Raw genomic sequence first — 23622 nt, forward strand, 5'->3', positions numbered from 1 at the left:
GTTGTAGGTAGTCATTATATTATTGTCGCTTATTCTATAAATGGGTGTGACAGTAGCTACTACAACATGTTTTGTATTAAGTGTTGCTTTAGTGGCAACTTTTTGTCGTCTATAAGTAGACAATGAGGTTACTTTCATCGTGGATTCTCCATTACAGGTTTTGCTCAAGAACATAAATAGCGAAACGCGGCGGCGGTTGCAAGCGTTAGGCCTAAGTCGGTCCTCCATTTATCGTTGGACAACTGGCGAACAAGAGCCCTCGCCAGACAATGCACGGTTATTGATTGCCTTCTTTGCTGACGAAGGTTTGGACTTCAATGGCTGCTACCGTCGAGGTGATAATGACAAGGTGGCCTGAGCGCAAAGAAGACTATTTGGCACTGGCGCAGACGTTATGCGACCTGGTTGGCGGTCGCTCGGATGTTGCTGCTAGGCATCATGATTTTACCGATGACGCGGGGAATCGACATGTCGGCTGGGGACCATGGAAAGGCAGCAAGGTTGCGCCTGACTATGCCGCTAAGCCCGGTGAATTGGTTAAGCCGTTTAAAATCCCGAAGGGCGGCGGGATTGAAACCAGACTATTGAAACCGTTGTCGGCTGAAAATGTTGTCCGGCATCTTAGAGGTAAGGATCGTCTCGGTGTCTATGTCCTCGATCCCGATTGCCGGGTGAAGTTCCTTGCTGCCGACTTTGACGATCATTCGGGTAAATTGAATCCGGATGAAGTGTGGCAGGAAGTTAAAAAGTTTTGGGATACGTGCGATACGTGGGATTTTAAGGCGCATATTGAGCGCAGCAAATCCGGGAGTGGATATCATGTTTGGGTGTTCTTTGACAGTCGTGTATCGGCGGGCGATGTACGATCGGTGGGGCGTTGGCTGTTCGAAGAATCGCAAACGCTACGTGATGATGATGATTTCAGTACCTTCGACCGGTTCTTCCCTGCGCAAGCGACTCTGCCAAAAAGCGCGAAGGGTTACGGCAACCTTATTGGACTCCCATTGTTTGGCTATGGCGAAGTTTCGCAGGGAAAGACTGCGTGGGTTGATCCGGAATCTGGAGCGACATTGGGTGATCAATGGGGATTTACACTATCCATCCTTGAGAACGGGCGTAATACGGCAGCGCAGGTTAGTGAGTTTATGGTCGAACATGAACTGGAACCGGACACAGGTAACGCGCCTGAACGTGAGTACGAAGCCCGAACGGGTGAGGAACCGTTGGAGCCAGCGGAAGGTTTTGAGGAAATAAAAGCCCGGTGTAATTTCGTAACCTGGGTTGTTGATGAAAACAATTGGCCAAAAGATTGGCCTGACGTGTCTGAACCATTGTGGTTTGCGTGGTTAACCAACATTGCGCGATTCGATTCTGCCCGTGAGTGGGCGCATAAGTACAACAGTTGGCATCCGAAGTATTCCGAACACGAAACAAACCGCAAATTTGACCACGCGCAAACCTCCGGCGCACCTCAGTCGTGTCGACTGATACAAGAGGAAGGTTTCAAGCGATGCCCAAAAGGTGGGTGTAAGTTACCGAATGGCAATCCCACAAAGTCGCCTGCGGGGCTGGCCGTGTGGGCTAGAAAGGGGAAGAAAAAGAAGCATAGCCGATCCGTGAAAGTCGAACCGGTGCGCTCTAATGTTGTTGAGTTTCCAAACGGCGCACCAAATAACCGGGCGGACGAACCGCCACCTTTTGGGGCGAGCGAGCCAGTTAATAACCCCTGGTCGGATAATGTACCGATCAATCCTGATACCGGATTGCCGTGGCCTTACATCAATGGGGTCTCAATCTCTAACGACGGTGTGGAATATCTCGGCCAGGGGACTATCTGTTATCAACCGCTTTGGATTGACGCACTGACCGAAGACAATGCCGGGGACTCCGGTATGTTAGTTAAGTTCTTTGATACTCGCTGGCGGCTTCATTCGCTGGCGTTGCCTGCGAAAGCCTTGCACGCGCGTGCGGGTGATCTCGGCGAGTTCTTCGCCAATAAACAATGCTTCTTCGTGCCCGGTAAAGAAAAATGGATGCAACGTGCATTGGCCGCTAATGCGGTGCAATGTACTCGTTACCTGCAATCGACATCTCGCTTGGGTTGGTTCTCAAACCGGGAAAGTCAGGGAATATTTGTGCTCCCGCGCACGGTGCTGGGCAACACAGAAGAAGAAATCGTTTATCAATCCGATATTCCCCTGAGCTATGCCGAAACTTTGCATGGTCGTGGCAAGCTGAAAGAGTGGCAATCGCATGTTGCCGCGCCTTGCCAGGGCAATCCGGTGCTAATGTTTGCGCTACTCTGCGGTTTAGCGGGGCCGCTAATGAAACTGTGTGAAGTCGAAGGCGGTGGATTCCACTTGTACGGCTTGACCACGGGCGGGAAAACCACGGCGGCTCAAGTGGCGATATCGCCTTGGGGCTGTGCTGCTGATCCGGGTGAAGACTCGAGCTTGACTGCGGTGCGGACGTGGGACGTTACCGGCAATGCGTTGGAGGGCTTGGCCGAACTACATAACCATATGATTTTAGTGCTCGATGAAATTGGTAAGTATCCCGATAAGGACTTGGGCCGTCTGATTTACAAACTGTCTCATGGCAAGGGGAAGGAACGGGCGACGATATCGGGCGGCCTGCGCTCGCCGCGCGCCTGGAAAGTGTTTATTTTCTCAACCGGCGAACTCTCCACGGTACAGAAAGCCGCGGAATATGGCGAGACGCTAAAGGGTGGCCAACTGTCCAGGCTGCCCGATATCCCTGCTGATTCCTCGAGCGATGGTAGCCGGTCGGTGGTTGTCGATCCCCACGGTGAGGACCCAAAAGAATTCGTTGAGAAACTGAAAGCGGGCTGTACTCGGTATTACGGGACGGCAGGCCCTACACTGGTGAGCTATCTCATTGCATGGTCGGACAAGCTACACTCAGACGATAACGGTGGGCTCGCTACGTTGTCGGGCGATTTGCGGGGCCGCTTAAAGCAACTTGAGGAATGGTTGAATGCGGACGAGCGATTGCCCGAAGAAGGACGCCGCGTGATCCGGCGTTTCGCCTTGGTTGCACTGGCTGGCTGGTTGGGCTATGAAGCGGGGATTATACCCTGGCAACTCGAGTACACCTTGGAGGCTGTTAAGGATGTGCGTGACCGTTGGCTGGCTGAACAGGGGAGTAATCGGTCGGAGATTGACCGCGGTCTGGCTCGGTTGCGCGATCAACTGGTACGCAATATTGGCAGGTTCAAAGGGGTTGATGCTGCACCTGCCTCGACGGACAAGGAACTATTGGGCTTTCGTGTGGATGATTTCTTTCTCATCACGGACGAGGGCATGCAGGAACTTTGTCGGGGCTATGATTTCAAAGTCATTCTAAAGGTTTTGAGCAAGCAAGGGTTTTTATGGGAGACAGATTCCCCATCGCGAAAAGGGCTCAAGCGCAAAGCCCCTAAGATCAAGGCTTACGGCCAGTATAGACCATGGGTTTACTGGCTATCTTTACGGTTCATCGGTGACGTGGTTGATGGTGAGTCTGAGGAGGATATAGCTTTACGTGAGATTGAAGAAGGGATGGTCTAATAATTCCCCCACCGATCAAGACGATACAGAGCGAGCAAGCGCATCGCGGTGCGTGGTGGTTCTGCTAGTCCCTGGTTCCAGTTCTTAACCGTGGTATAGGGGGTTCTCAGCCAGCGAGCCGTGTTCTTGACTGACAAACCCAGGCGGCGGCGGCGCTTAGAAAATGCCGTGTTGTGTTCACGTATGCGGGTTTGTATAGTTGCTGCGGGGACTGGCATTGGTTGGTTCCTGTTTGTGTTAGGACCGCCCTACCTTTGGCGAGGTAGGGCGGTTTTTGTTTACTCGGGGTAAATGATACCAACATTCTCGTCTAAGGTTACGATATATGGGAAAGGTTCTTCCATGTGCTCCAGTTTCAATGTGGGCAATCCGTCCTCATTTTCTCCAGCTTCCAATATTTCTACATCTTCGACGGTGATTTCTGACCCTTCCAAGTCCTTTGTCAGATACTCTACAAACTGCGTCATCTGTTTTAGATTCATTCCGTGTACTCCCTATCAATCACTACCAGTTTGGTGCGTACTCCGGTTCCTGACTCCTTGAAAGCATTCTCAGGCAGGTCTATGACTTCGGTTGTCATTCCCTCAATCCATTCCCTGAACTCGGTCGCTTTCTTATCTGATCGGTAGAATGGACCCGATGACATCACAGACACTAGGCGGCCTCCAGGTTTCAAGTGGCTGTATGCTTTGCGTATGTGGTCGATCTCTTGGCCGTTTTCAAACGGTGGATTCATTAGTACACGGTCGTATTTCTCTTTTCCGCTATACTCCATGAAATCGCCTTGTTCTGTGTTGTATCCTTTCAACTCAAGAATATCAAAAAGACTCCAATTTTTTTCTATGCACTTCACCCCTTCACAATGTGGTTCAATCGCGTCCGCTATCGCGCCATGTCCTGCGCTGGGTTCGAGTACAACATGACCTTGTTTCAGTTCGGCATATTCCATCATGGTGTCGATCACGTTTTTCGGCGTTGGAAAGTAGCCGGGAATTTTCGAAAACTTTAGGGCGTCCAGTCTTTCGCGTAGTTTGTCCGCTTGTTTTTGGCCTTCTCTTTTGGTTCCGATCAATTCCCATAAGGCGAGGGCTTCGGGGCTAGTGTTATCTGGTTCGCCAGTGCAAGCATGATAAGAATGAAACCCATTGCTTACGCCTGTTTTCCTTGTTCTCAATAAGCTATAGACAGCATTTATTGAGCGAATATCTTTTAAAACCTCGGGGACTTCTCCGGCGTCGTGTAGTTCGGCCAGTTTTAAAAGTGCCGTTTGGGTGCGTTGCAATTGCTCCCCCTCAATCCTCGCGCCTTGCGCTTGTTTCAATCGGCGCGGCGTGTTTGTTAGTCGGTCGGCTAGTTTGTGGTCGATCTTGCTCTGCATGTTGTCCGCTAGGCTGCGCAATTTTTCGGCGTGGGGGTTTGCGGGGCGGCTTACCTTCTCGGGGAGTTGCTCAACGATAGGCGCGGGGATTTCATGCGGCTCAATTTTGCTGAGAAATTCCAGGGCGGCGGCCTCCTTCCGAAACGCAAAACCTCCCGGCGTGCCCTCCCATTGACGAGACCACCAACCGTCTAATTTTTTAGCCTCATGCAATAAATCTAGATATTCTTCCCGCGTCACTCGGTCGCGCATGACGACCATATACATGTCAAAACGGCGCTTAGTGTGGCGGTGCTTTTCAATGTGTGCGACCGTCTCAGGTTCAGTGATCATCGGCGCGGGTTGTTTAATTTCCTGCGCGGGCTCTTGCTCTGTACCGAAGAAAAAATCAAGAAGTGATTGAGATTCGTTTCCCATTGTCGTTCCCCTTATGCAAAACTGGCTAAAATGTTATCAATCATTGGCGTGCGTTCTTCTGTTACCACATACCCTAGTTTTTTAATTTGGCTCATTACTTCCGGGGTAAGTGTCCGAGTTCCAGCGATCCGCGCAAATGTTTGCGCGGCATTACAAACCGGATAAATTTTGTCTTGTCCGTATACATTTTTCACTTTGACTATTATTTGTTTCATGGTGCATCCTCATAAAAGAGGGGCGGCAAAACCGCCCCTGGTTGCTTAACCGTTCAAGTTAGGGAAAAGATCGAACACGTTTTCAGTCGGCGCGGGTGGCTTAGCGTCTACTAGCTCGGCGACTCGTTGAAAGGCCTTATCCTTCAACGTCGCGCCCTTGCCAAACCATGCAGAGTTAAGGCGGTTGTCGTTGCTGCGTGAATTTGCCTTGTGATCAACATAATAAGTTATGCCGTTAAGTAGCCCCCACGCTGTACCGTCCGCACTTTCGAGGCCTGCGCCTGGAGACCTTGCAACGCATGTCATCACTTCGCGCATGATGTTTTTGTTTCGCCTGGATTCGTCGTCGATAGTTTTACTTGATGGGGATTTGAGCAAATCAAAAATAACTTCGGCGGCGTCTTTGGGAGTAACGCGGCAACGGCTCATTTCGTCGATGATGTCGCCGAACTCGTCCCAACTGTTACGAACAATTCCCAGATCACTTTTAACCTGATCAGCGTTGAATTTTGTCGAGTGCGGTACTTTTATTGCGTTGTCAGCGTTGCGGAGTGCTGCGCTTAGCGTGTTATTGCATACGACTCTAACACTGGTGAACTGTGCGCGGGTCGCCATGCTGCCATCGCAAGCGGTAGCCAACAATAAATAATTATTGATTTCATCGCGGCCTTTTAATGTTTTACCCATACCCGTTTTGGCTAGTGCCCATACTTTTTTGCCATGGCCAAGACTTCCGGCGGTTTCAAGTTCGTATCCGTGGGCCTCTGTTAAGTCGCGGTAAAACTCGATAACTTCTTCGGGCTGAACAACTTTATACCGTTCGGATACCACAGAAAGCGGGGAATTATCATCGGAACGGTGTAATACAACTTGACCCGGCATAGTGTGGATTGTGCCGTATTGATCGGTATATTTTACGTGGGAGGCGTTGATCGTCCAATCGAGACCGGCTTGTATTTTCCAGGTCTCTATGTCTGCGCCTGCTTGCAATTGTTGCCCGAGTCCATGCCAGGGAGTTGCCCCAACGTAAGCCATAGGGATGCGACCAAAAACATTTCTATCTAGCATATGTGCCATTGTATTGACTCCTGTTTGTGTTAGTGGGTTAGTGGGGTTCTACCGTTGGCGCGGTGTTATCAGCGCCCCACTTGAAGACAAGTCTAGGCCCATGTTGGGCCAATTGCAAGATTTATTTTCAATTGTTTTATTTGTTATTTTTATACCGTATTAGAATTACTTATGGATTCCCCGTTACCCTGTCTCTGCATTCGGGGGGGGGGTGGCTCATCCCGTTCTATCCCCTTGTCCACTAGTAACTAATTGAAATAAAAGAAATATAAAGCGGGCCGACTCACTGACTCACAGACTCAAGCGGGTTAGGCACAGTACACAAAGAGAAACAATACCCCACACATCGTATGCTGCACCCTCCCGACTGGTCCGGGGTTGCGCGTAATATTCGCTAGTTGAGTCAGTGAGTCAGTGAGTCACTCCGGGACCTGGACACGGCAAAGTAGATGGCTATTTTATTCTTTCTCTATTAAAAACAACTATTAAACACTACCACAAGGGCCCCTAGCGGTTGTCTCGCTCTGTCTCAATCAATCCGCATTGTGAGTCAGTCCGCAAAGTTGCACCTAAAACAACGTTCTGCTAGCTTTTAAGCGGTGAAGCCCGCGCCAGGAGGTAGGCAGGCGCGAGCGGTTGAGTGTTCAAGTGCTTTCAAGTTTAGAGGAGCGGCTTAAATGGGCTGGGGTGGTGCGCGTACAGGATCGGGACCAAAGACAGGAGGAGCGGCACAGATCCGGCGCGACATTGACAACGCGATCCAGGCAGGTTTCGCACATGCGGCGGCCACAAAACACAGGCACTTAGCAACCGGCAATCTCCACGAGGACGCAAAAACGGCGGTGGCAATGGTTGTCAGTGATGCAATCCTAGCGGGCGACGGGCTCAAAGTGTTAGCGGTTTGGTCACAGTTCGCGCCCAAGAGCGACAAGGACCAGGGCGGCGACGCTGGCAAGACAGCACTTGAGACCGCAATCGGTAGGCTCGGCGGACTGAATACGTCCGAAGTCCACACCAAAAGCGACAATGAACAAGTAAAATCAACGGGTTACGGGCAAAGAACTACTGATAGCGAATCAGCAGGGCTGGGAAAAGGGCCGTTTTTCCTGCCTCAATTGCCGTTTGATCTACCCAGCCAGGACGCGCCCCAGGCCACCCCCGGCACCCCCCCAGCCGCCCCCACCCCTACTTACCCGGTAGGCGCGAAAAATTTTGATTATTTCCCAAATTCCGATTCGGGGGAAAACACATGACCTGCCGGGTAGCTAACCATGCACTCGGGCGCTCTGAGCTAACCATGCCGGAGAATCGTTGTCAGCTAACCATGCTACAGGGGTCTAGGGATATCAATGTCCTGGGGAGGGCTACCCATGCCAGCCTTTCGTGTTTAATCCGGTCTCGGAGTGAGCGGCGACCGTGGGAAATCCAGGGTTGGCCGTGGGCCGATGCCACGGGGCGCATCTCTTTTGTGGGAGGGTGCGGGTCGTGATGGATAATGTGGCAACTGCAACGGCACAAGAACCTACGTTAGCCGAATCTGCGCTTGCATCCATCACGCATACCGCACGTCCTTTCACTGAAAAAGAGCAAATTGCGTGGCAATGGCTACTGCCCGCAAACATGAGCGCATACGATCATCTGGCTTGGCTAATCCTCCGCTGGCGACTCGATCCAGTTGCTTTCGGCATAGAGGCTCTGCGCATTGTGATCCAGCCTTATCAAGCACAGATCCTTCTAGACCTCGCCGACGCACCACTGGCGTTGTATGAGTTTTATGGACTGAATCCGGCTAACGCGAAACGCCAAGTGATTGTCCCGTCAGGACACGGTTTGGGAAAGACGCGGGTATTGGCGATTGCGATTTGGTGGCATCTCATCACGCACCCGTTTTCAAAAACCATTTGTACGGCGCCAACGTCAGACCAGTTGACCGGGCAGCTTTGGGGTGAAGTCCGAAAAATGTACCGGCGCTTAAAAAAACGCTGGAGCATGATTGCGGCCGATTGGGAAATTCTCGGTTCTAGTATTACGCACCGGAATCCTGATAACGGCGACTGGATGTGCATTGCGCGAACGGCTCGACCTGAGAAGCCTGAAGGTCTTCAGGGAGCGCACGCACTCGACGACGATGATCCGTTCGGTGAACTCGCCGATTTTTTTGGTGAAGAATCCGACGATATCCCCTCGGGCGGTATTTTGATAATCGCGGAAGAAGCCAGTGGTATCGACGACGCTATTCGTGAAGTGCTAGAGGGGGCCTTGTCCGAAGATGGGGCCCGGTTTCTTGCGATGGGAAATCCTACGCGGCCCGATGGTTGGTTTGCGGAAGCAATGGACAACCCACAACGGTATGGCGTGGTGAATCTCGATTGCCGGATGTCGAATCGCGAAAATGTGTATGAGCTACCGTTTCGCCACATTCCACAACCGGGCAAACAAGCAGAGATACGACGCTATCGAATTCGAGGATTTGTTCAGCCGAAGTATTGGGAGAACTTATTGCGCGAATGCGATGGTGATGAGGACCATGATCGGATACGTGTGCGCGTGCGTGGAATGAAACCGCGAAGTGCATTTGAGCAATGTATCAAAACACACTGGATCGAAGATGCATTTAAACGAGAACCGGATCAAGCGAGCAAGTCGGAGTCTGTGGTACTTGGCCTCGATTTCGGGCTTACATCCGATAAGCATTCTATTGGCGCGAGACAAGGTTTTAATTGTCTCGATGGTGAAGAATGGTTGCCAAAAGAAAAGCCGGAAGAAATTACACTCGACGCGGCGCAACGCGCAATTGATTGGCAAGAATTGTATAGAGCGAAGTTCATTATTGGCGACGCTAACGGAGTTGGCCGGGGCGCGATGGAGTACCTTGCAAAATATTTTCATCAAGACCGTCCAGAACTTGGTGTGCGCGTTATCTTGTTTAACTCAGGCACGGGGGCCGCCGACAATAAACGGTTTTATCGTCGGCGCGATGAAATGTGGTTTAAAGAAGGGCGCAAATTCTTTGCGAATCCGCGTTGCTATGCGCGCGAACTGCCAGGGCTAAAGGCGCAACTTACACAGCCTGGGTTTCATGAGGATGCCAGTCGGCGCATCAAGGTTGAAACAAAGAAGGAAATCAAGTCACGTCTGGGTGAAGAAAAGGGCGCTTCGGGGAATCTTGCGGAAGGCTTTCTACATACGTTAATGGTGCATGTGCCTGAGCACAAAGAAGCAAAAAAGAAACAGAAACCGGAGGAATTCTTTCATCCGGCAATAAAGAAGCATTTTTCACGTTTGAGGGCGCGAATGTATGACGCCAACTTTATTCGATGAATTGGATAGGCACCTGCCTATGTATTGTTTGCGTGGGTCTTATTTTCGCGATTCATTTGGGCGTTGGGTTGCTTAGTTGGGGAATTATGACCGATACAATTGTTCAAATACTGATTTTTATTTTCTCAGCTAGTGCCGTGTTTTTTGTCGGCAGTAAGCGGAATGAACTGAAACGCATCGGATTCATTTGTGGAATATTGGGTCAACCATTGTGGTTCTATACAACTTTTATGAATGAGCAATGGGGGATTTTCTTGTTAAGTTTTTGGTACACGTTTGCGTGGAGCAGAGGACTATGGAATCACCGTCATTAGTTAATCGGAAATTTATCAGGACGCTATGCTGGGTTGTGCTATCGGGTGTAGTGCTTATCGCTGCTTTGAGAGCATCTTACGAAATCACAGTGGTGATTCACAACAAATTGCACGAATTGAATGACAAGCCTGTTTTGGAAGTCGGCGCGTATAAAGTATCAACCGTTCCATGTGAAACAATTACTCAGTGTAAAGACGAGGAAGTTGGAAACAAAATTCCACTTCCCCCTCTGTGCATTGGCGATTACATACCATTCATTGTGCAACATAAACCGAAAGGAGTAGAACATGAACGAGCAAGAGATTGAACGAGAGATACAGGAAAAAGAACTGGATGCGCCTCGGCTTACGCCAGACGATATCGATAGCGTCATCAAGATCGAGCAATACCACGTCTTTGAGGGGACACAATTAACCGTGTGCTGCCTGACATTGCGCAATGGATTTACTGTAACGGGCGAATCTGCTTGTGCCAGCCCAGAGAATTTTAATGCTGAGCTAGGTCGCAATATCGCGAGAACGAAAGCGCGAGATAAGATCTGGGCGTTAGAAGGTTATCTGCTAAAACAGAAACTTTATGAACTAGGGAATGACTGATAGTTGATTCATAGAGGCGGCTACGGTCGCCTCAATTGAGGATGAGCGAATGGATGATAAGAAAATTATTTGCATTTACCACGGAGGTTGCACGGATGGTTTCGGCGCGGCATTTGCGGTTTGGAAGAAGTTCGGCGATGCAGTGGAGTATCACAAGGGTGTGTATGGGTACGCTCCTCCTGATTGCACTGGCCACGATGTTTACATTGTGGATTTTAGCTATAAACGCGATGTCATGGAGCAAATCGCTCGTGTCGCGAATAGTGTCACGGTTCTTGATCATCATAAAACGGCCCGTGAAGACCTGGAGGGACTACTGGAATCTGGAGTGGTTCGAGGCGAGTTCGACATGGGTCGTTCTGGAGCGGTAATTACGTGGCAGTATTTGCATGATACCCCGGTGCCTCAACTACTCTTGCATATCCAGGATCGAGATTTATGGAAGTTTGAGTTTGAGGAAACGAAGAATATTGTTGCGGCGTTGTTCTCGCGTCCGTTTGAATTTACGGCCTGGGATTATTACACAAGGCCCCTTGGAGAAAACGATTTGCCTTTACTTGCTCTGGAAGGTGACGCAATTAATCGTGCGCATCGTCAGTACGTCGAGAAACTGAAAGAACATACCAGACATTTGGTTATCTGTGGTTACGCTGTACCAACCGTGAATTGCCCCTGGTGGTTTGCATCGGATGTTGCTGGCGAACTGTCAGAAGGCCATGCGCTGGGCGCAACCTATATGCAGATGAAGGACAATATTGTGTTTAATCTGCGCACGCGGCGCGATGATATTGATGTATCGGAAATTGCTAAGCGTTATGGCGGCGGTGGGCACGCGAAGGCGGCCGGTTTCGCCGTACGACATTTAGGGGAGTTGCAGGGATGAACGATTTGGTCGATATTCTAAGCGATTTCGGTGAAGTCAAAGTACTTTCTTCACCGGAAGATGGCATAAATGTTCATTCACGTTTTAAACGTAAAGTTTGGGCGTTTAGGAGTGATTTTACAGGGTCATTGGCGAAGTGGTTAGTAAAACAATCGCCGTATACTGTTCCCGATAACTTAGCGACTTGTATTGAGAAATTCGACAAGTTGGCGAGTGATACTTTCGGCTTTGACTGCAATGAGATGATTGAAATAGAGCTTATCGGGTTGACAAAAACAATATATCAATTGTTAGAGCAAATTCCAGAAGTTATGGCACTTAATGAGAGAAAGAACGGACGGGAAGGGCTCGGCGTTGTTTCGCGTTTTGGCAGTGATGCAATTAACCCTGATGATGATTTTATTGACATTCTGGCTGTTGCTCAAAACATTACATGCGACTTTGCGACCGACGCGGATTGTCGAGCCTATCTGGATCAAAACCCCGACCTTTTTACAGAGCAAATGATTAAGGATCTTAGCGGAGGCGTAGACCATTGACGAAGACCGCAGAGCTTTGGGCACCAAAATCGTTTTGGGCAGCTAAACCATTTGTGCGAGATAGTGTTTGCAACGGGTGTGGAACAAAAGGCCTGGGCGGCTTACTTGTGCCGGATACGCTGTACGGTCTGTCGGTGACTGCGGCGTGCAACATTCATGATTGGATGTATCACCATGGCCAAGTTATCGCGGACAAAGAAGAAGCGGATCGTGCGTTTTTAAACAACATGATCCGCATTATTGAAGCCCATACGAAATACGGCTTTATTAAGTTTCTCCGTCGCCGACGTGCGTACAAGTATTATTTGTCGGTTAAGTTGTTTGGCGGGCCTGCATTCTGGGCTAATAAGAACCGCGCAGACGAACTCGCTGACGTGAATCTGGATTGGGATGTTGATTGGGATATTGTATGAACCTGAATACAGATATTCTAGATAGCGCAAAAGCGTATGCGGCACGGTACGAGATACCATCGACAATCGTCTTAGGTATTGTTCGAGCCGAAAGCAGCGGCGATATTTTCGCGATGCGCTATGAACCTGACTATCGTTGGCTTTGGGATGTGAAAGAAGGTGGGCCGATAAAACAAATTAATTTGTCTGGCGCGTTCCCTCACTATCCACATTCGACGTGGCAAACAGAAATCACGGGGCAGAAAACGTCCTGGGGGCCAATGCAAGTCATGGGTGCAGTTGCGCGTGAGTATGGGTTTAACGGGTACTTCCCGGAATTGTGTTCGGTTGACCTGGGTATTCTATACGGTTGTAAATACTTAGCGCGATTACGCGATTCGTTTATTGATTTACATGATTGGGCGGGCGTTGTGGCTGCGTATAACGCGGGTACGCCGAAATTCAATAACGATGGTACGTTTGCGAACCAGACTTATGTCGATAAAGTGTTTGAGTGATTTCATTACATATCGCAGATGTGTCCCCTCGCTCACTCAAGAAGCACACAAAAGAGGGGCGTATCCCTGCGGGTGAGGAGCGATCCGTTAATCTGCGTACAGTGCTCCGGGCGTAGTTGGATTGTTCGTGGTGAATAGGGGCCGCGAACAATCTAGTCTCTCAACTTACAACCCCTCGGAGGCGGTTAATCATGTTAGACGGTAAAAAAACGCATTTGGCAGTGTTGGGCGGCATGCTATTTTTTGTTTCTCAATTTCTTCAGGGTGATATTGAACTAGGCAAGATGGTAGAACAAATTGTGTATCTTTTACCGTTTTCGACTATTCGTGTCGGCATCAGTAAGAGCAATAAGAAGAGCTACTTGCCGTGACAGCGATGGAACCGATGGAAGTCATTATGTTGCTTTTTTCGCTGGGGCTTGGAGTCATGTTGCGAAAGGCGCTGAATGACGCCAAAGAGGCGAAAGATGATGTCGTTAAACTCCGCATACATATATCTGACAACTATATGCACAAAGATGATGTAGAAAATCGGCTCGAGAAAATCGACAACAAATTGGAGCAAATTTGGAAGGCCATTAATAAACGAGGTACTGATTAATGCAAGACGGTCCGATCGACACCAAAATGTGGCACAAGCGTATACAAGCCTCGCGTAGACGACGTGACAAGCGCGTAGACGATTGGGCCGGATATGCTATTTTGCACGCACGGTCTTACTCAGTTGAAAAGGGCGCTAACGATGACGAGTCTGTGCATCTGCCCAATGGCGATCAAATTCGCCTGAGTCTGGTGTATCGGAATGTTGAGCAAACCATGGGTATACTGGAAATGCCTAACGTCGGAATACGTGCTACTGCAAGTGATTTTACGCGCGAACTTGGTCCAATGGATACTCACGCCGAACAAGTGGTAGAGCTGGGCGTTTTACGATCTATGTCGAGATCCGGTTTAATCAAGCACAAAGAAGAAGTTGATCCGGTTAAACGCGACGGTATTGTTATTGGGCACGGCATTACATACACGGGTTATCGAACAGTCACGGAACCCATGGAGAACCTTGTGCCGGTATTCCAAGAAGGCGATGGTGTGCTAATCCCAGTGCTCGATGAAAATACCGGGGAGCAACTATTGGAACCGGAAATGACCGATCAAGTCATTTGGGAGAATTGTTACGACAAACACGTATCACCTATTCAATTTCTTTTCTCGTCCAGCGCAAAAACAATACCGTCATCTCCCTGGCACGGATTCGAGGATGTCGTCTCTCTGGAGGTGTTGCGATCCGATCCGTTTTACAAGGAAAAATTGCCCAATGATCTAAAGGGCATGGCGTTTCGCATCCCGGATCTGTACGGTGATGTCGAAGATGACGAGCTGCTTATCGAGGATACAGTACGCATCATCAAGATATACAACAAGCTGACGCGAGAACTAATGGAATTTCTCGAGACAACCCCGCCGAATCTATCTGGCGAAAAAGCGAAACGTTACAGTATTAACGATATCCCAGACTCCGAACTCATGCTGCTCGATGTGCAAAAAATCGGCGTTGCATTTGATAGCCCGATTGATGATTCGCCATTTAATTTTTTCATTCCGATCCCTGCTAATGATAAATGGGATGGAATTAGCCAAGTCGAACATATCCGCAACCCGGCAGGGGAAGCGGACAAAACACGCACTCGTGCTGCAAACTGGGTGCGTGAACTGCGCCGTATTCCTTGGTTCAACAAGCGATTCGAAAGTCTGGAAGAAGCCCTATCCGTTGCGTATAACTCGGGCAGAACGACGCCAATAGGACTAGATATTGATGACGATACGCCGCCCGAGAAGTTATTTGGTGAAATTCCAACGCCCAATATTCACCCTGAAATATTCCAGGGAGAGGCAAGGGCAAAAGAGGATGTGCGGGAAATATCGGGGATAGCGGAACGGCCGAGTAAAGGTGCCGATACTGCGACCGAAGCGGAAGTGATGAATCAGGTTGACGGTGCGAGACCTAATCGCAAGAAACGACTGTATTTGAAGTTTTTAACGGATGTCGCCAGGACGCACAAAGCGTTTCTGGCGCGGTTTGCACCAGAGGGGAAAATGGTCCAGCTCATTGGGTTGGACGGTGTGCCGGTTATGTACCCGTATGGCCGTGCTGCGTTTCAGCCCGAATTTGAACTCGAGGTAACGGCCACAGGAGGAACAACCTCATTAACCCCGATCAAGCAAAAGTTGTTCACCGACGCCATGCCAATCATGCTAGATCGTTTCGGGCCGCGTGTGAATCTCCACTTGTTGCGCGAGTTTATGACCACGATGGATATGCGCAACATTAATCCGGTGCTTGCTATGGCGCGGGAAGATATGGGCGTTATCCCTGCCATGCCTAGCCAAGCAATCCCTGGGCAAATACCGCAAACGAATCTGAATGACATCACCAATGGGCAAGCACTTCGCAGTGCGGCGAATGTGGTGGTGGAAGGATAACCCTGAGGCGAAGACGACCGCTTGTTGCAGGCAAAGGGCGGTGGAAGCATGGCAACGGATGCGGGGCGGCCTGACATGAGCCCCGCCAATTAGGCAAAAGGTGTATCTCCTCCCTTGCCAATGAAATTATTTTTAACTAGGATGGTGTTATGAGTGCAACAGCCGAAACAATGACGCAGACAATCGCCGACACTGGCAACCCTTCTCCTGGCGGCGACGCGGGAGTGGCTAGTGCGGGCAGCCCGAACTCTACTGACTTCTCCCAGTCGAGTGAAACCCCTGGAAAGGCGGGGGATACCCAGACCCCCGCCAAATTCCAAGGCCCGGCAGAACGGGCGTTAAATCGCGCACGCGAACGCGTTGCGGCAGCACAACAGAATTCTTCATCCCCCGACAGCAGTGGACAAGCAGCCACGGGCGAAGCGCAAGCCCAAGCTGGTGATAGCACCCATGAAGGCGGGGAGGAAGCAACGACCTCAGTAACCGATCAGGCGGCGACAAGCGGGGAAAGTAGCTCTCAAAGCAACGATTCCGACAGCACCGTGACGGCTCCGGAGAATTGGTCAAGCGATTGGAAAGCAAAATTTGATGCGCTTTCCGATGGTGCCTCTAAGTCTCTCGTTGTGGATTTCTACAAAGAGATGCAAGGGGGCTTGTCTAAATCTTTTGAGAATCTGGCCCATGAGCGAGCGTTAGCCAAAGAATATTCGGATATTCGTTCGCGATTCGATGCCAGCACGGATGACGCGAAAGCGGTACTCCAGGAACTTGCCGAAGCAAGGGGGATAGAAGTTTACTTCGATGCCCCTGCGCAGTCTGACGGTGAATTGCCTGAGTTTAATTCAACAGCGGAACTTACGGCGTACATGCGCAACGAGACGGAAAAGGCAGTTAAGAAAGCCTTGGCGGATCGGGATGCGCAGACTAATGCAAACGCGAAAGCGGAGGCAATGGTTAAGAATGTGCGCGAGCAGTTTTCAAGGCTGACTGAGACAAACCCGGATTGGATGAATTATCGTGACGATATTATTAGTCGCATTAAAGCGTCCGAAGGGAAGATGAGCGCGGCAGATGCCTATGCACTCTCGACGTTGCCAACTCTCCGGGCAGAAGCCGCAAAGGTGTCCCAGTTAACTGCGAAGGTTAAAGCGCTTGAAACGCAGATTGAAAATGCGCAGAAGCGGGCCAGTAATACGGTCCTTGCTGATAATGGCGCAGACTCGACCACGTTGAAATTGGACAAGAATTTGAGTACAGCGCAACGTGCGCATGCCCGTGCAAAGCAGCGAATGGCGAAGGCAAACGCAAGAAGCTAGTGGGCCAATGAGGGCCTATCATGTCAGTTAATAAAGATGGGGTGCAACTATTCGATGGAATAGCTGACACCGACGATATGTTCATCACCACGATGGAGGAGATGGACAAAGAAGTAGGGGATGAAATCACCATCCCGCAACCGGTTTTCCGGTACTTGAAAGACGCTAATTTGATCCAGTACCGGAAGTCTATCGGGACGCATGTGCCGGTCAAGTTGCTCGACAAAGAAAATTCCACCGTGAAGGACTTTGCGCACTATGACGACGTAGACAACACGCCGCAAGACGCGCTCAGTGAAGCGAAGTTTTCCTACGGGCAAACGGTCGGGACGCAAATGTATTCGCGCCAGGAACTTGTGCAAAACTCTGGCGAGGAGCAAATGATTGATCTCGTTGAAACCAAGACGGATCAATTGCTCAAGACCATGGCGAATAAGTTTGGCTCAAACTTGATGGGCAGCCAGGATGCAGATGGTCGCACGCCGATGGGCTTGGGCCGCGTGATGGCATATAACCAATCATGCGGCGGTATTTTGCCCACAACGGCAGGCTTTGAGTATTGGAATCCGCAACGTGGTTTGAAGTCGGACGGTGCAACGCAATACGCATTGGCCACAGAAATGCGAGACGGTATTCGCCGATTGACACGTCTCTGTACGTATCAAGGTGAAACACCGGACGTTTTAATCGCGGGTGAAGATCTTTACGATGAAATGCAGAAGTTTGCGGAAAGTAAACTCCAGCTTAGCATCAAGGATCTCAAAGACGAGAAGGGCTGGGGTGCATTTAATATGTTCCCGTACAATTCGCAAGTTGTCATCTACGATGAATCAATGGACCCGAAAACGGGTTGGTTGATGAATTTCCGTGACTCGGTGAAAGTGCGCATCCACTCGGGCACAAACTTTCAGTTCGAGAAGTGGCAGATGATGACTAACAAGGTCGCGAAAAAGCGCGATTGTTTGTTGTACGCTGCTGTGTTTGTGAAGAAGCGCAATTCTAACGGGTTCATCACTTTTACTTAATTCTGTGCGGGCGGGACCTGGAGACGGGGACCGCCCTTTTTTTTTAATTCTGGAGATGTAGTATGGCATCTGGCTTTACTAATCGTGGTCGTTACAATTTACTCGCGGCGCGTTATCGGGGTGTCGCGCAACCGGCGACTTTTTACGCCGTGTTATTCACTAACACAACGACGCCGACCGCAGATACAAACGTCAAAGGAGATTTGACGGAAATCAATGCCGGAAATGGCTATACCGGGAATGGCATGGCGCTTACGCCTGGGGCTACCGATTTTGATGTTTTCACTGAGGACGATGCGAATGACCGAGCCTACATACAGACAAAAGATCTGGTGTGGTCTGCGGCGGGCGGGCCTATCCCGGCGAGTGGAACGGGCGCATATTATCTTGGCTTAACAGATAATAATGCGACAGTCGCGAATCGCGACGTCGATGCATTTTTTGACCTAACCGGCCCTGTATCTGTTTCTGACGGCCAATCACTTACCATTCAAAATCCAGAGTTGAGAATAGCATGATAGAAGGCTGCGCATTAACATCTGACGAGCAAGCAAACTTACCGACATGGGCAAGTTATAGTGAAGCGGACGAGAAAGTGCTGGTTGACGGACCGGTAGGCATTACGGAGTATCTTAACAAACTACGTACATTGGGGATTATGCAAAAAGACGCGCCAGCCGATCAATACTGGGTCACAGTCGCACGTCGCATTATGACATGCGATTTACGGTTTAATGTCATACAGCATCCGTTTAATCTGCGAATAACTGATCCAAAAAAAATCATGAAGTTGAATAATTTTCCAAGAGGACTTGGCGAAGAAAAAGGTAGTTTCGATGCGACGCATAAGTGGTGGAAAGAAGTTGATCGGATGTGTAGTGAATAATGGTTCGCGGATACTTGTCAAAGTTATACGTTGATGGCAAAGAGGTAAGGCGCCCGCGAATTAGTAATTATCTGGATTACTGGAGCGGCATCTCAGTGCAAACAGCGAGCGAAAGACTAGCGGGTAATGGTTTTATTTATGTTGAGGCTGACACAAGCGACGTTTTGCACACTCAGATTATTGCGGATGCAGACTGTATATATTTGCAGCCAGTATTAACAAAACAAGCGATCACAGCAATTATTGGCACAGCTAACACAGCCGGATTGCCGTTTGATGGAGCAGAATTAGGCGGAATTACGTCATTTATGCTTGCTGTTAATGAGGCACGTAGTTAATGGCTACGCCAACGACGTTACAGTTTAGCGCAGCATTTACTGTTGTATCCGATACTCCAATCACATCATATACTCCCGAAACCGGGTTAAATTTTACTGCATGTACTGGTAATCCCGGTGTGGACGCGACAGTAGATTTATCAACATTGACGTTGTATCAAAAGTGGTTTGCTGCGGGAGGTTACAACGGATTTTTTGCAAATATTAATGGCACGTGGTCTAACGATCAAAAAGTAGAAATTTACGGAGTTGTTGGCAGCTCAATTTATCACCAGGCTACAGCCCGTCTAAACGCAAACGGCACATCAGGTAAGCCCCAGGGTTACACTGTCTATTTTAATACTGGCACAAATAAAATAACGATTGCACGATTTGACGATGGCGTGCCGACCGTTGTTGCAGAAAAATTAGACGCGTCTGTTGTAGATGCAGACAAGATTGAATTGGAAGTTATCGGCACGGGGGCGAGCAATCTTACAGTCTATAAAAACAGCGTATCATCGTTCACGGGAAGTGATTCGACGTATGCTACAGGCAAGCCCGGCGTCATCACTCAACGTACCGGGACGGTAGGCTATTTTGATAATTACAAAGCATACGATGATGCAAGCGTCGGCGGCGTAAGTATCGCACCCGCAGCGGCAATAGTGTCAGCCGTTTGTCTTGCACCTACGGTAATTCAGGGTTCATTGATAATTTCGCCCGAACTAGCTCAATCATTGGCTACGGCTATTGCTCCAACAGTCATTCAGGGTTCATTGATAATTTCGCCCGAACTAGCTCAATCATTGGCTACGGCTATTGCTCCAACAGTCATTCAGGGTTCAATGACAATTTCTCCGACGTTTGCAGCGGCTATTGTGACAGCATGGGACCCAGTTGCAACAGTTGTCGAGTTACTGTCAACAGCACTGGTGACGATAAAAAGTAATCTAGCTAACGCGATTGTATCGGCAGAACTGAGTAATACCGATAAAGACAATGGGCTCGTTTCTCCTAGTGAAAAATCATTACAATTGGACGCATCGGGCGTAGGCAGTATCGAATTGTGGCCAAACATTAAAGGCACTGAGCAATCGAGGTACATCTTTACGTTTAAGGATGCAGTTACCGGCGCAACATTACTGGTGCTGGATGCGAGTTTACCGGTGGGCGCGGTAAATCTCTGGGATGTAGCAACAATAGTCAGTGATAGGATGCACTAATAATGGTAGCAACAGCAAACGTAACAGTTAATCTAAACGATCAAACGGGTGCTAAGTCGGCGTCTGCAATATTGTATGTGCAACTGGATAAATCAGATATCAGTTCGACGGACGGATTTATCTCAAGAGCGTTACAATCGTTTTCGACAGATATTAACGGCCAAGTCACCATGGCACTCTGGCCGAATGATCAGGGTACACAGGGCAGTTTGTATCGCGTACAGGCATATAAATCGACGGGGGAATTACTGTTCTCTGGGACGTTCTCTGCGCCTACGGTTGGCGGCGATTTGTTTGCGCTACTGACATTGGATGACGGAACAGGGTTACAACCATTTCCCCAGCCAAACTACGCCCGCGCTAAAAATCTCATGATCGAACTCGCAGAGATGACTAAAACAGAGGACGCACTAGACGAGTATGAGAACTACACAGCAAAAGGGGCGCGGATTAATCGTTGGATTACTCGTGTGTTGCAAGATATGAAAATCGTTAAGCCGCGTCTGTGGTTCCTTGAAAATTTCACGACATCTTACTTGGAAGCCGGGGCAGACGTGATCGATTTGCAAGGCGACATCGACAAAGTGATCGGTGTATATGGACCCAAAAAACTCGAACAGATATCACTACAAAAATTGATATCAATGCGACAAGAGGCGAAAGCGGGTAATCAGTTATTAGGTGGTGAGCCGAAAGTCTACGCGACAGAAGCCGGTAAGCGAGTGCATCTGTTTCCGGCACCCGAAAAAGAATATTCCTTTGGCTTGCATTATACGCGGCCTCTCGTTATTGAAATCATCCCGGATGAATTTGAACTTGTCGTGTACTACGGGGTTATCGGCTTATTTGCCGGTAGTTTTGATCGTGACAAGTTAGTTTACGAGCCTCGGGAGTATCGCGGGCTGTATCAAGACCGGTTGAACAATGCGCTGGTGCAGAATCTGGATGTGTTGCGCATTATCAGTGATTGGCGAATGGCGCGTGGCACAACAAGCGTGAATGCGGTATCGAGCACAGGCGGTGCGATGCGCAAAACGGTTCCCGCGTCATTAAGCGGGGTTGGGTACGAATCTGTCTATGTAATGCAGGTGATGTAATGAGATTTGACAAACACTATTTCATTTTTCTGTTGTTGGTTTTATTTTCTGGCGCAAGTATACCGATTTTCGCAGCAGCAGTTAGCGATACGACTCTTAAAAGCTACTTTGAGCCTGGAGACAGGCCAAAATCGACAGAATTTCAAAATCTGATTGATTCGAAAATCAACGTAGACGGGTCAAATTTCCCCGATCCTCTCCCCGCAGTCGATGCAGCAGCCCTGTTAAATATCCCGATACCCGATCCCTTACCGGTTATTGACGGTCGGAATCTGACAAACATAAAGACCGACGAATGGCAGTCATTGCCGGCCGGCACAAATTGCAACTACGTTACAAGTACGTCGCTGAATATTGCGCCCGGAGATTGGACAGGTGAGGCGGAAGCCGGTAGACGGTTTCTGGTTTCGTTCACGAACGCGACTCCTGATGAAGTTCGTGACGTATCAAGTGCAATTTATGATTCGGGTAATGATCTAACGACTGTTGTTTTTTCGGCAACGATGACATCCGGCCTTATAGATACGTGTAAGTATGGTGTATTTACGAGCTACCCAAACGGTGCGATTTCGGCTGCCAATATAGGAGCCGTGCCAGAGAATGGTGGCACTCTGACAAACGGGACGTTATCAAATCCCACGATTACGGACATGTCATCAACGAACGGCACGTTGAACACTGCTACGCTTAACGATCCGTTCATCAACACAGTTAGTGGTGAACAATACTCAACAAAGATCGGCAAAGATGCATTGAATGCATTAGACACAAGCATCCCGCGTTATTCATCGGCGTTTGGGTCTTCTGCGCTTAAATATAGTACAACTGGCGTGGCAAATTCGGCTTTCGGGTATGCGGCATTAGTCGCGAATACGACAGGCCAGGACAACTCAGCATACGGATTTCAAGCCCTCGCATCAAATACGACAGGAAATTCCAATACTGCAATAGGATCGAGAGCGTTATTATCAAACACCGCTAGCGGTAACGCGGCATTTGGAATGGAAACGCTTACATCAAATACGACCGGGGCATATAACACTGCGGTAGGTAATTATGCGCTAAAGAGCAATGTATCGGGGTTATATAATTCAGCGATTGGATATGCGGCACTGGAGAATAATTCGGCTAGCAATAATACGGCGGTGGGTGTTTCAGCTCTTTCGTCTAATACAACAGGGACAGGTAACACCGCCGTAGCATCATCAATTACTGCAAATACAACAGGATCATATAATTCGGCACTAGGATATCAGGCCCTGGGATCTAATGTTATAGGCAACTATAATTCAGCGTTCGGTTATCAAGCGTTAAATGCGAGCACTGCGAGTTTTCAATCGGCGTTTGGTTATTTGGCACTGAAAAATAACACAACGGGGGCATGGGGATCTGCATTTGGGCACGAGGCATTACTATCAAACACGACAGGGGGCTATAACACGGCTTTCGGTGCAACTGCGCTAAGGACCAATTCGACGGGATCGTCTAACACTGCGATTGGTCACGGCGCTTTGTATACTGTGAATAGCGACTATAACACAGCGGTGGGTTTCAACGCAGGCCTTGCGACAGCAACAGGGACAAATAATACATCCATTGGCTATAACGCTAATCCGTCATCTTCAAGTGCAAGCAACGAAGTTACTCTAGGAAATTCTTCTGTAACAGCAATACGCGCTCAAGTCACTACGATAACGGCGTTATCTGATCGACGGGACAAGACGAACATTCGTGATCTCAATTTAGGCCTGGGCTTTGTTTCAAAATTAAGACCTGTGCGGTTTGATTGGGCGATGCGAGATGGCGGAAAATTTGGCATAGAAGATACTGGATTCATTGCGCAAGACCTACAGGCAGCACAATCGGATGGTGACTCATTGCCGGGACTGGTATACGCATCGAATCCCGAACGGCTTGAAGCTGGTTATGGAAAACTTCTGCCAGTACTGGTAAAAGCGATACAAGAATTGAGCGAAAAAGTCGAAGCATTGGAGACATACCACTAATGCTAACGGTCCGCCAACGCCAAGGATTTCTCCGCAACGCGCGAAATCTTTTGCCAA

24 protein-coding genes are annotated in these 23622 nt (G+C 49.2%); 19 read left to right on the forward strand and 5 right to left on the reverse strand.

Translation table 11 applies throughout. The features are described 5' to 3' along the window. Positions 1 to 341: 341 nt before the first annotated feature. Complete coding sequence (locus tag OEZ43_20915) at positions 342 to 3569, forward strand: DUF927 domain-containing protein (protein MDH5548047.1); 3228 nt, start codon at positions 342 to 344, stop codon at positions 3567 to 3569. Here OEZ43_20915 and OEZ43_20920 read toward each other — a convergent pair. The 5 genes from OEZ43_20920 to OEZ43_20940 are packed head-to-tail and all read right to left on the reverse strand — an operon-like array spanning position 3566 to position 6656. Continuing rightward, positions 3566 to 3787, reverse strand: coding sequence for a hypothetical protein (locus OEZ43_20920; protein ID MDH5548048.1), 222 nt, complete (start codon positions 3785 to 3787; stop codon positions 3566 to 3568). The two genes, OEZ43_20915 and OEZ43_20920, sit on opposite strands and share 4 nt — an antisense overlap. 60 nt (positions 3788 to 3847) lie before the next feature. Further along, positions 3848 to 4051: a hypothetical protein gene (locus OEZ43_20925; GenBank protein MDH5548049.1), complete on the reverse strand. Its 204-nt coding sequence runs from the start codon at positions 4049 to 4051 to the stop codon at positions 3848 to 3850. Further along, complete coding sequence (locus OEZ43_20930; GenBank protein ID MDH5548050.1) at positions 4048 to 5364, reverse strand: methyltransferase; 1317 nt, start codon at positions 5362 to 5364, stop codon at positions 4048 to 4050. The genes OEZ43_20925 and OEZ43_20930 overlap by 4 nt, the downstream gene beginning before the upstream one ends. Before the next feature lie 11 nt (positions 5365 to 5375). After that, positions 5376 to 5579: a hypothetical protein gene (locus OEZ43_20935; protein MDH5548051.1), complete on the reverse strand. Its 204-nt coding sequence runs from the start codon at positions 5577 to 5579 to the stop codon at positions 5376 to 5378. A gap of 45 nt (positions 5580 to 5624) precedes the next feature. Next, entirely contained in the window at positions 5625 to 6656 is a 1032-nt protein-coding gene (locus tag OEZ43_20940; GenBank protein ID MDH5548052.1) for a DUF932 domain-containing protein, read from the reverse strand. A 668-nt stretch (positions 6657 to 7324) separates the two neighbouring features. Between OEZ43_20940 and OEZ43_20945 the strand changes: the two genes are divergently transcribed. The 18 genes from OEZ43_20945 to OEZ43_21030 all read left to right on the forward strand — a co-directional run bounded on the left by OEZ43_20945 (position 7325) and on the right by OEZ43_21030 (position 23565). Then, positions 7325 to 7900, forward strand: coding sequence for a hypothetical protein (locus tag OEZ43_20945; protein ID MDH5548053.1), 576 nt, complete (start codon positions 7325 to 7327; stop codon positions 7898 to 7900). Between the two features lie 235 nt (positions 7901 to 8135). Then, complete coding sequence (locus OEZ43_20950) at positions 8136 to 9968, forward strand: DEAD/DEAH box helicase family protein (GenBank protein MDH5548054.1); 1833 nt, start codon at positions 8136 to 8138, stop codon at positions 9966 to 9968. Between the two features lie 602 nt (positions 9969 to 10570). Then, complete coding sequence (locus OEZ43_20955; protein ID MDH5548055.1) at positions 10571 to 10879, forward strand: Gp49 family protein; 309 nt, start codon at positions 10571 to 10573, stop codon at positions 10877 to 10879. Positions 10880 to 10928: 49 nt separating this feature from the next. Continuing rightward, positions 10929 to 11762 carry a DHHA1 domain-containing protein gene (locus tag OEZ43_20960; GenBank protein ID MDH5548056.1) on the forward strand — a complete coding sequence of 278 codons (834 nt, stop codon included), beginning with the start codon at positions 10929 to 10931 and terminating at the stop codon, positions 11760 to 11762. Continuing rightward, entirely contained in the window at positions 11759 to 12301 is a 543-nt protein-coding gene (locus tag OEZ43_20965) for a hypothetical protein (GenBank protein ID MDH5548057.1), read from the forward strand. Before OEZ43_20960 ends, OEZ43_20965 begins: the two co-directional genes overlap by 4 nt. Continuing rightward, positions 12298 to 12714 (forward strand): DUF1353 domain-containing protein, encoded by a 417-nt coding sequence (locus tag OEZ43_20970; GenBank protein MDH5548058.1) that lies wholly within the window; start codon positions 12298 to 12300, stop codon positions 12712 to 12714. Before OEZ43_20965 ends, OEZ43_20970 begins: the two co-directional genes overlap by 4 nt. Further along, complete coding sequence (locus tag OEZ43_20975; GenBank protein MDH5548059.1) at positions 12711 to 13211, forward strand: lytic transglycosylase domain-containing protein; 501 nt, start codon at positions 12711 to 12713, stop codon at positions 13209 to 13211. The genes OEZ43_20970 and OEZ43_20975 overlap by 4 nt, the downstream gene beginning before the upstream one ends. Positions 13212 to 13402: 191 nt before the next feature. After that, on the forward strand, positions 13403 to 13582 hold the full coding sequence (locus OEZ43_20980; protein ID MDH5548060.1) for a hypothetical protein: 180 nt from the start codon (positions 13403 to 13405) through the stop codon (positions 13580 to 13582). Continuing rightward, positions 13579 to 13812, forward strand: coding sequence for a hypothetical protein (locus OEZ43_20985; GenBank protein MDH5548061.1), 234 nt, complete (start codon positions 13579 to 13581; stop codon positions 13810 to 13812). Before OEZ43_20980 ends, OEZ43_20985 begins: the two co-directional genes overlap by 4 nt. Continuing rightward, on the forward strand, positions 13812 to 15692 hold the full coding sequence (locus OEZ43_20990; protein ID MDH5548062.1) for a hypothetical protein: 1881 nt from the start codon (positions 13812 to 13814) through the stop codon (positions 15690 to 15692). The genes OEZ43_20985 and OEZ43_20990 overlap by 1 nt, the downstream gene beginning before the upstream one ends. Before the next feature lie 149 nt (positions 15693 to 15841). Continuing rightward, positions 15842 to 17008 carry a hypothetical protein gene (locus OEZ43_20995; GenBank protein ID MDH5548063.1) on the forward strand — a complete coding sequence of 389 codons (1167 nt, stop codon included), beginning with the start codon at positions 15842 to 15844 and terminating at the stop codon, positions 17006 to 17008. A gap of 20 nt (positions 17009 to 17028) precedes the next feature. Then, positions 17029 to 18033 carry a phage major capsid protein gene (locus OEZ43_21000; GenBank protein ID MDH5548064.1) on the forward strand — a complete coding sequence of 335 codons (1005 nt, stop codon included), beginning with the start codon at positions 17029 to 17031 and terminating at the stop codon, positions 18031 to 18033. A 62-nt stretch (positions 18034 to 18095) separates the two neighbouring features. After that, the gene (locus OEZ43_21005; protein ID MDH5548065.1) at positions 18096 to 18551 is read left to right on the forward strand and encodes a hypothetical protein; all 456 of its coding nucleotides are present in this window, start codon (positions 18096 to 18098) and stop codon (positions 18549 to 18551) included. Further along, the gene (locus tag OEZ43_21010; protein ID MDH5548066.1) at positions 18548 to 18919 is read left to right on the forward strand and encodes a hypothetical protein; all 372 of its coding nucleotides are present in this window, start codon (positions 18548 to 18550) and stop codon (positions 18917 to 18919) included. Before OEZ43_21005 ends, OEZ43_21010 begins: the two co-directional genes overlap by 4 nt. Positions 18920 to 18933: 14 nt before the next feature. Continuing rightward, positions 18934 to 19257, forward strand: coding sequence for a hypothetical protein (locus OEZ43_21015; protein ID MDH5548067.1), 324 nt, complete (start codon positions 18934 to 18936; stop codon positions 19255 to 19257). Then, a complete protein-coding gene (locus OEZ43_21020) occupies positions 19257 to 20462 on the forward strand; it encodes a hypothetical protein (protein ID MDH5548068.1) in 1206 nt (401 codons plus the stop codon). Before OEZ43_21015 ends, OEZ43_21020 begins: the two co-directional genes overlap by 1 nt. Before the next feature lie 2 nt (positions 20463 to 20464). Continuing rightward, positions 20465 to 21559 carry a hypothetical protein gene (locus OEZ43_21025; protein MDH5548069.1) on the forward strand — a complete coding sequence of 365 codons (1095 nt, stop codon included), beginning with the start codon at positions 20465 to 20467 and terminating at the stop codon, positions 21557 to 21559. Next, the gene (locus OEZ43_21030; protein ID MDH5548070.1) at positions 21559 to 23565 is read left to right on the forward strand and encodes a tail fiber domain-containing protein; all 2007 of its coding nucleotides are present in this window, start codon (positions 21559 to 21561) and stop codon (positions 23563 to 23565) included. The genes OEZ43_21025 and OEZ43_21030 overlap by 1 nt, the downstream gene beginning before the upstream one ends. Positions 23566 to 23622 lie beyond the last annotated feature (57 nt).

The organism is Gammaproteobacteria bacterium (genome assembly GCA_029881255.1).
Taxonomy (GTDB): Bacteria; Pseudomonadota; Gammaproteobacteria; order S012-40; family S012-40; genus JAOUMY01.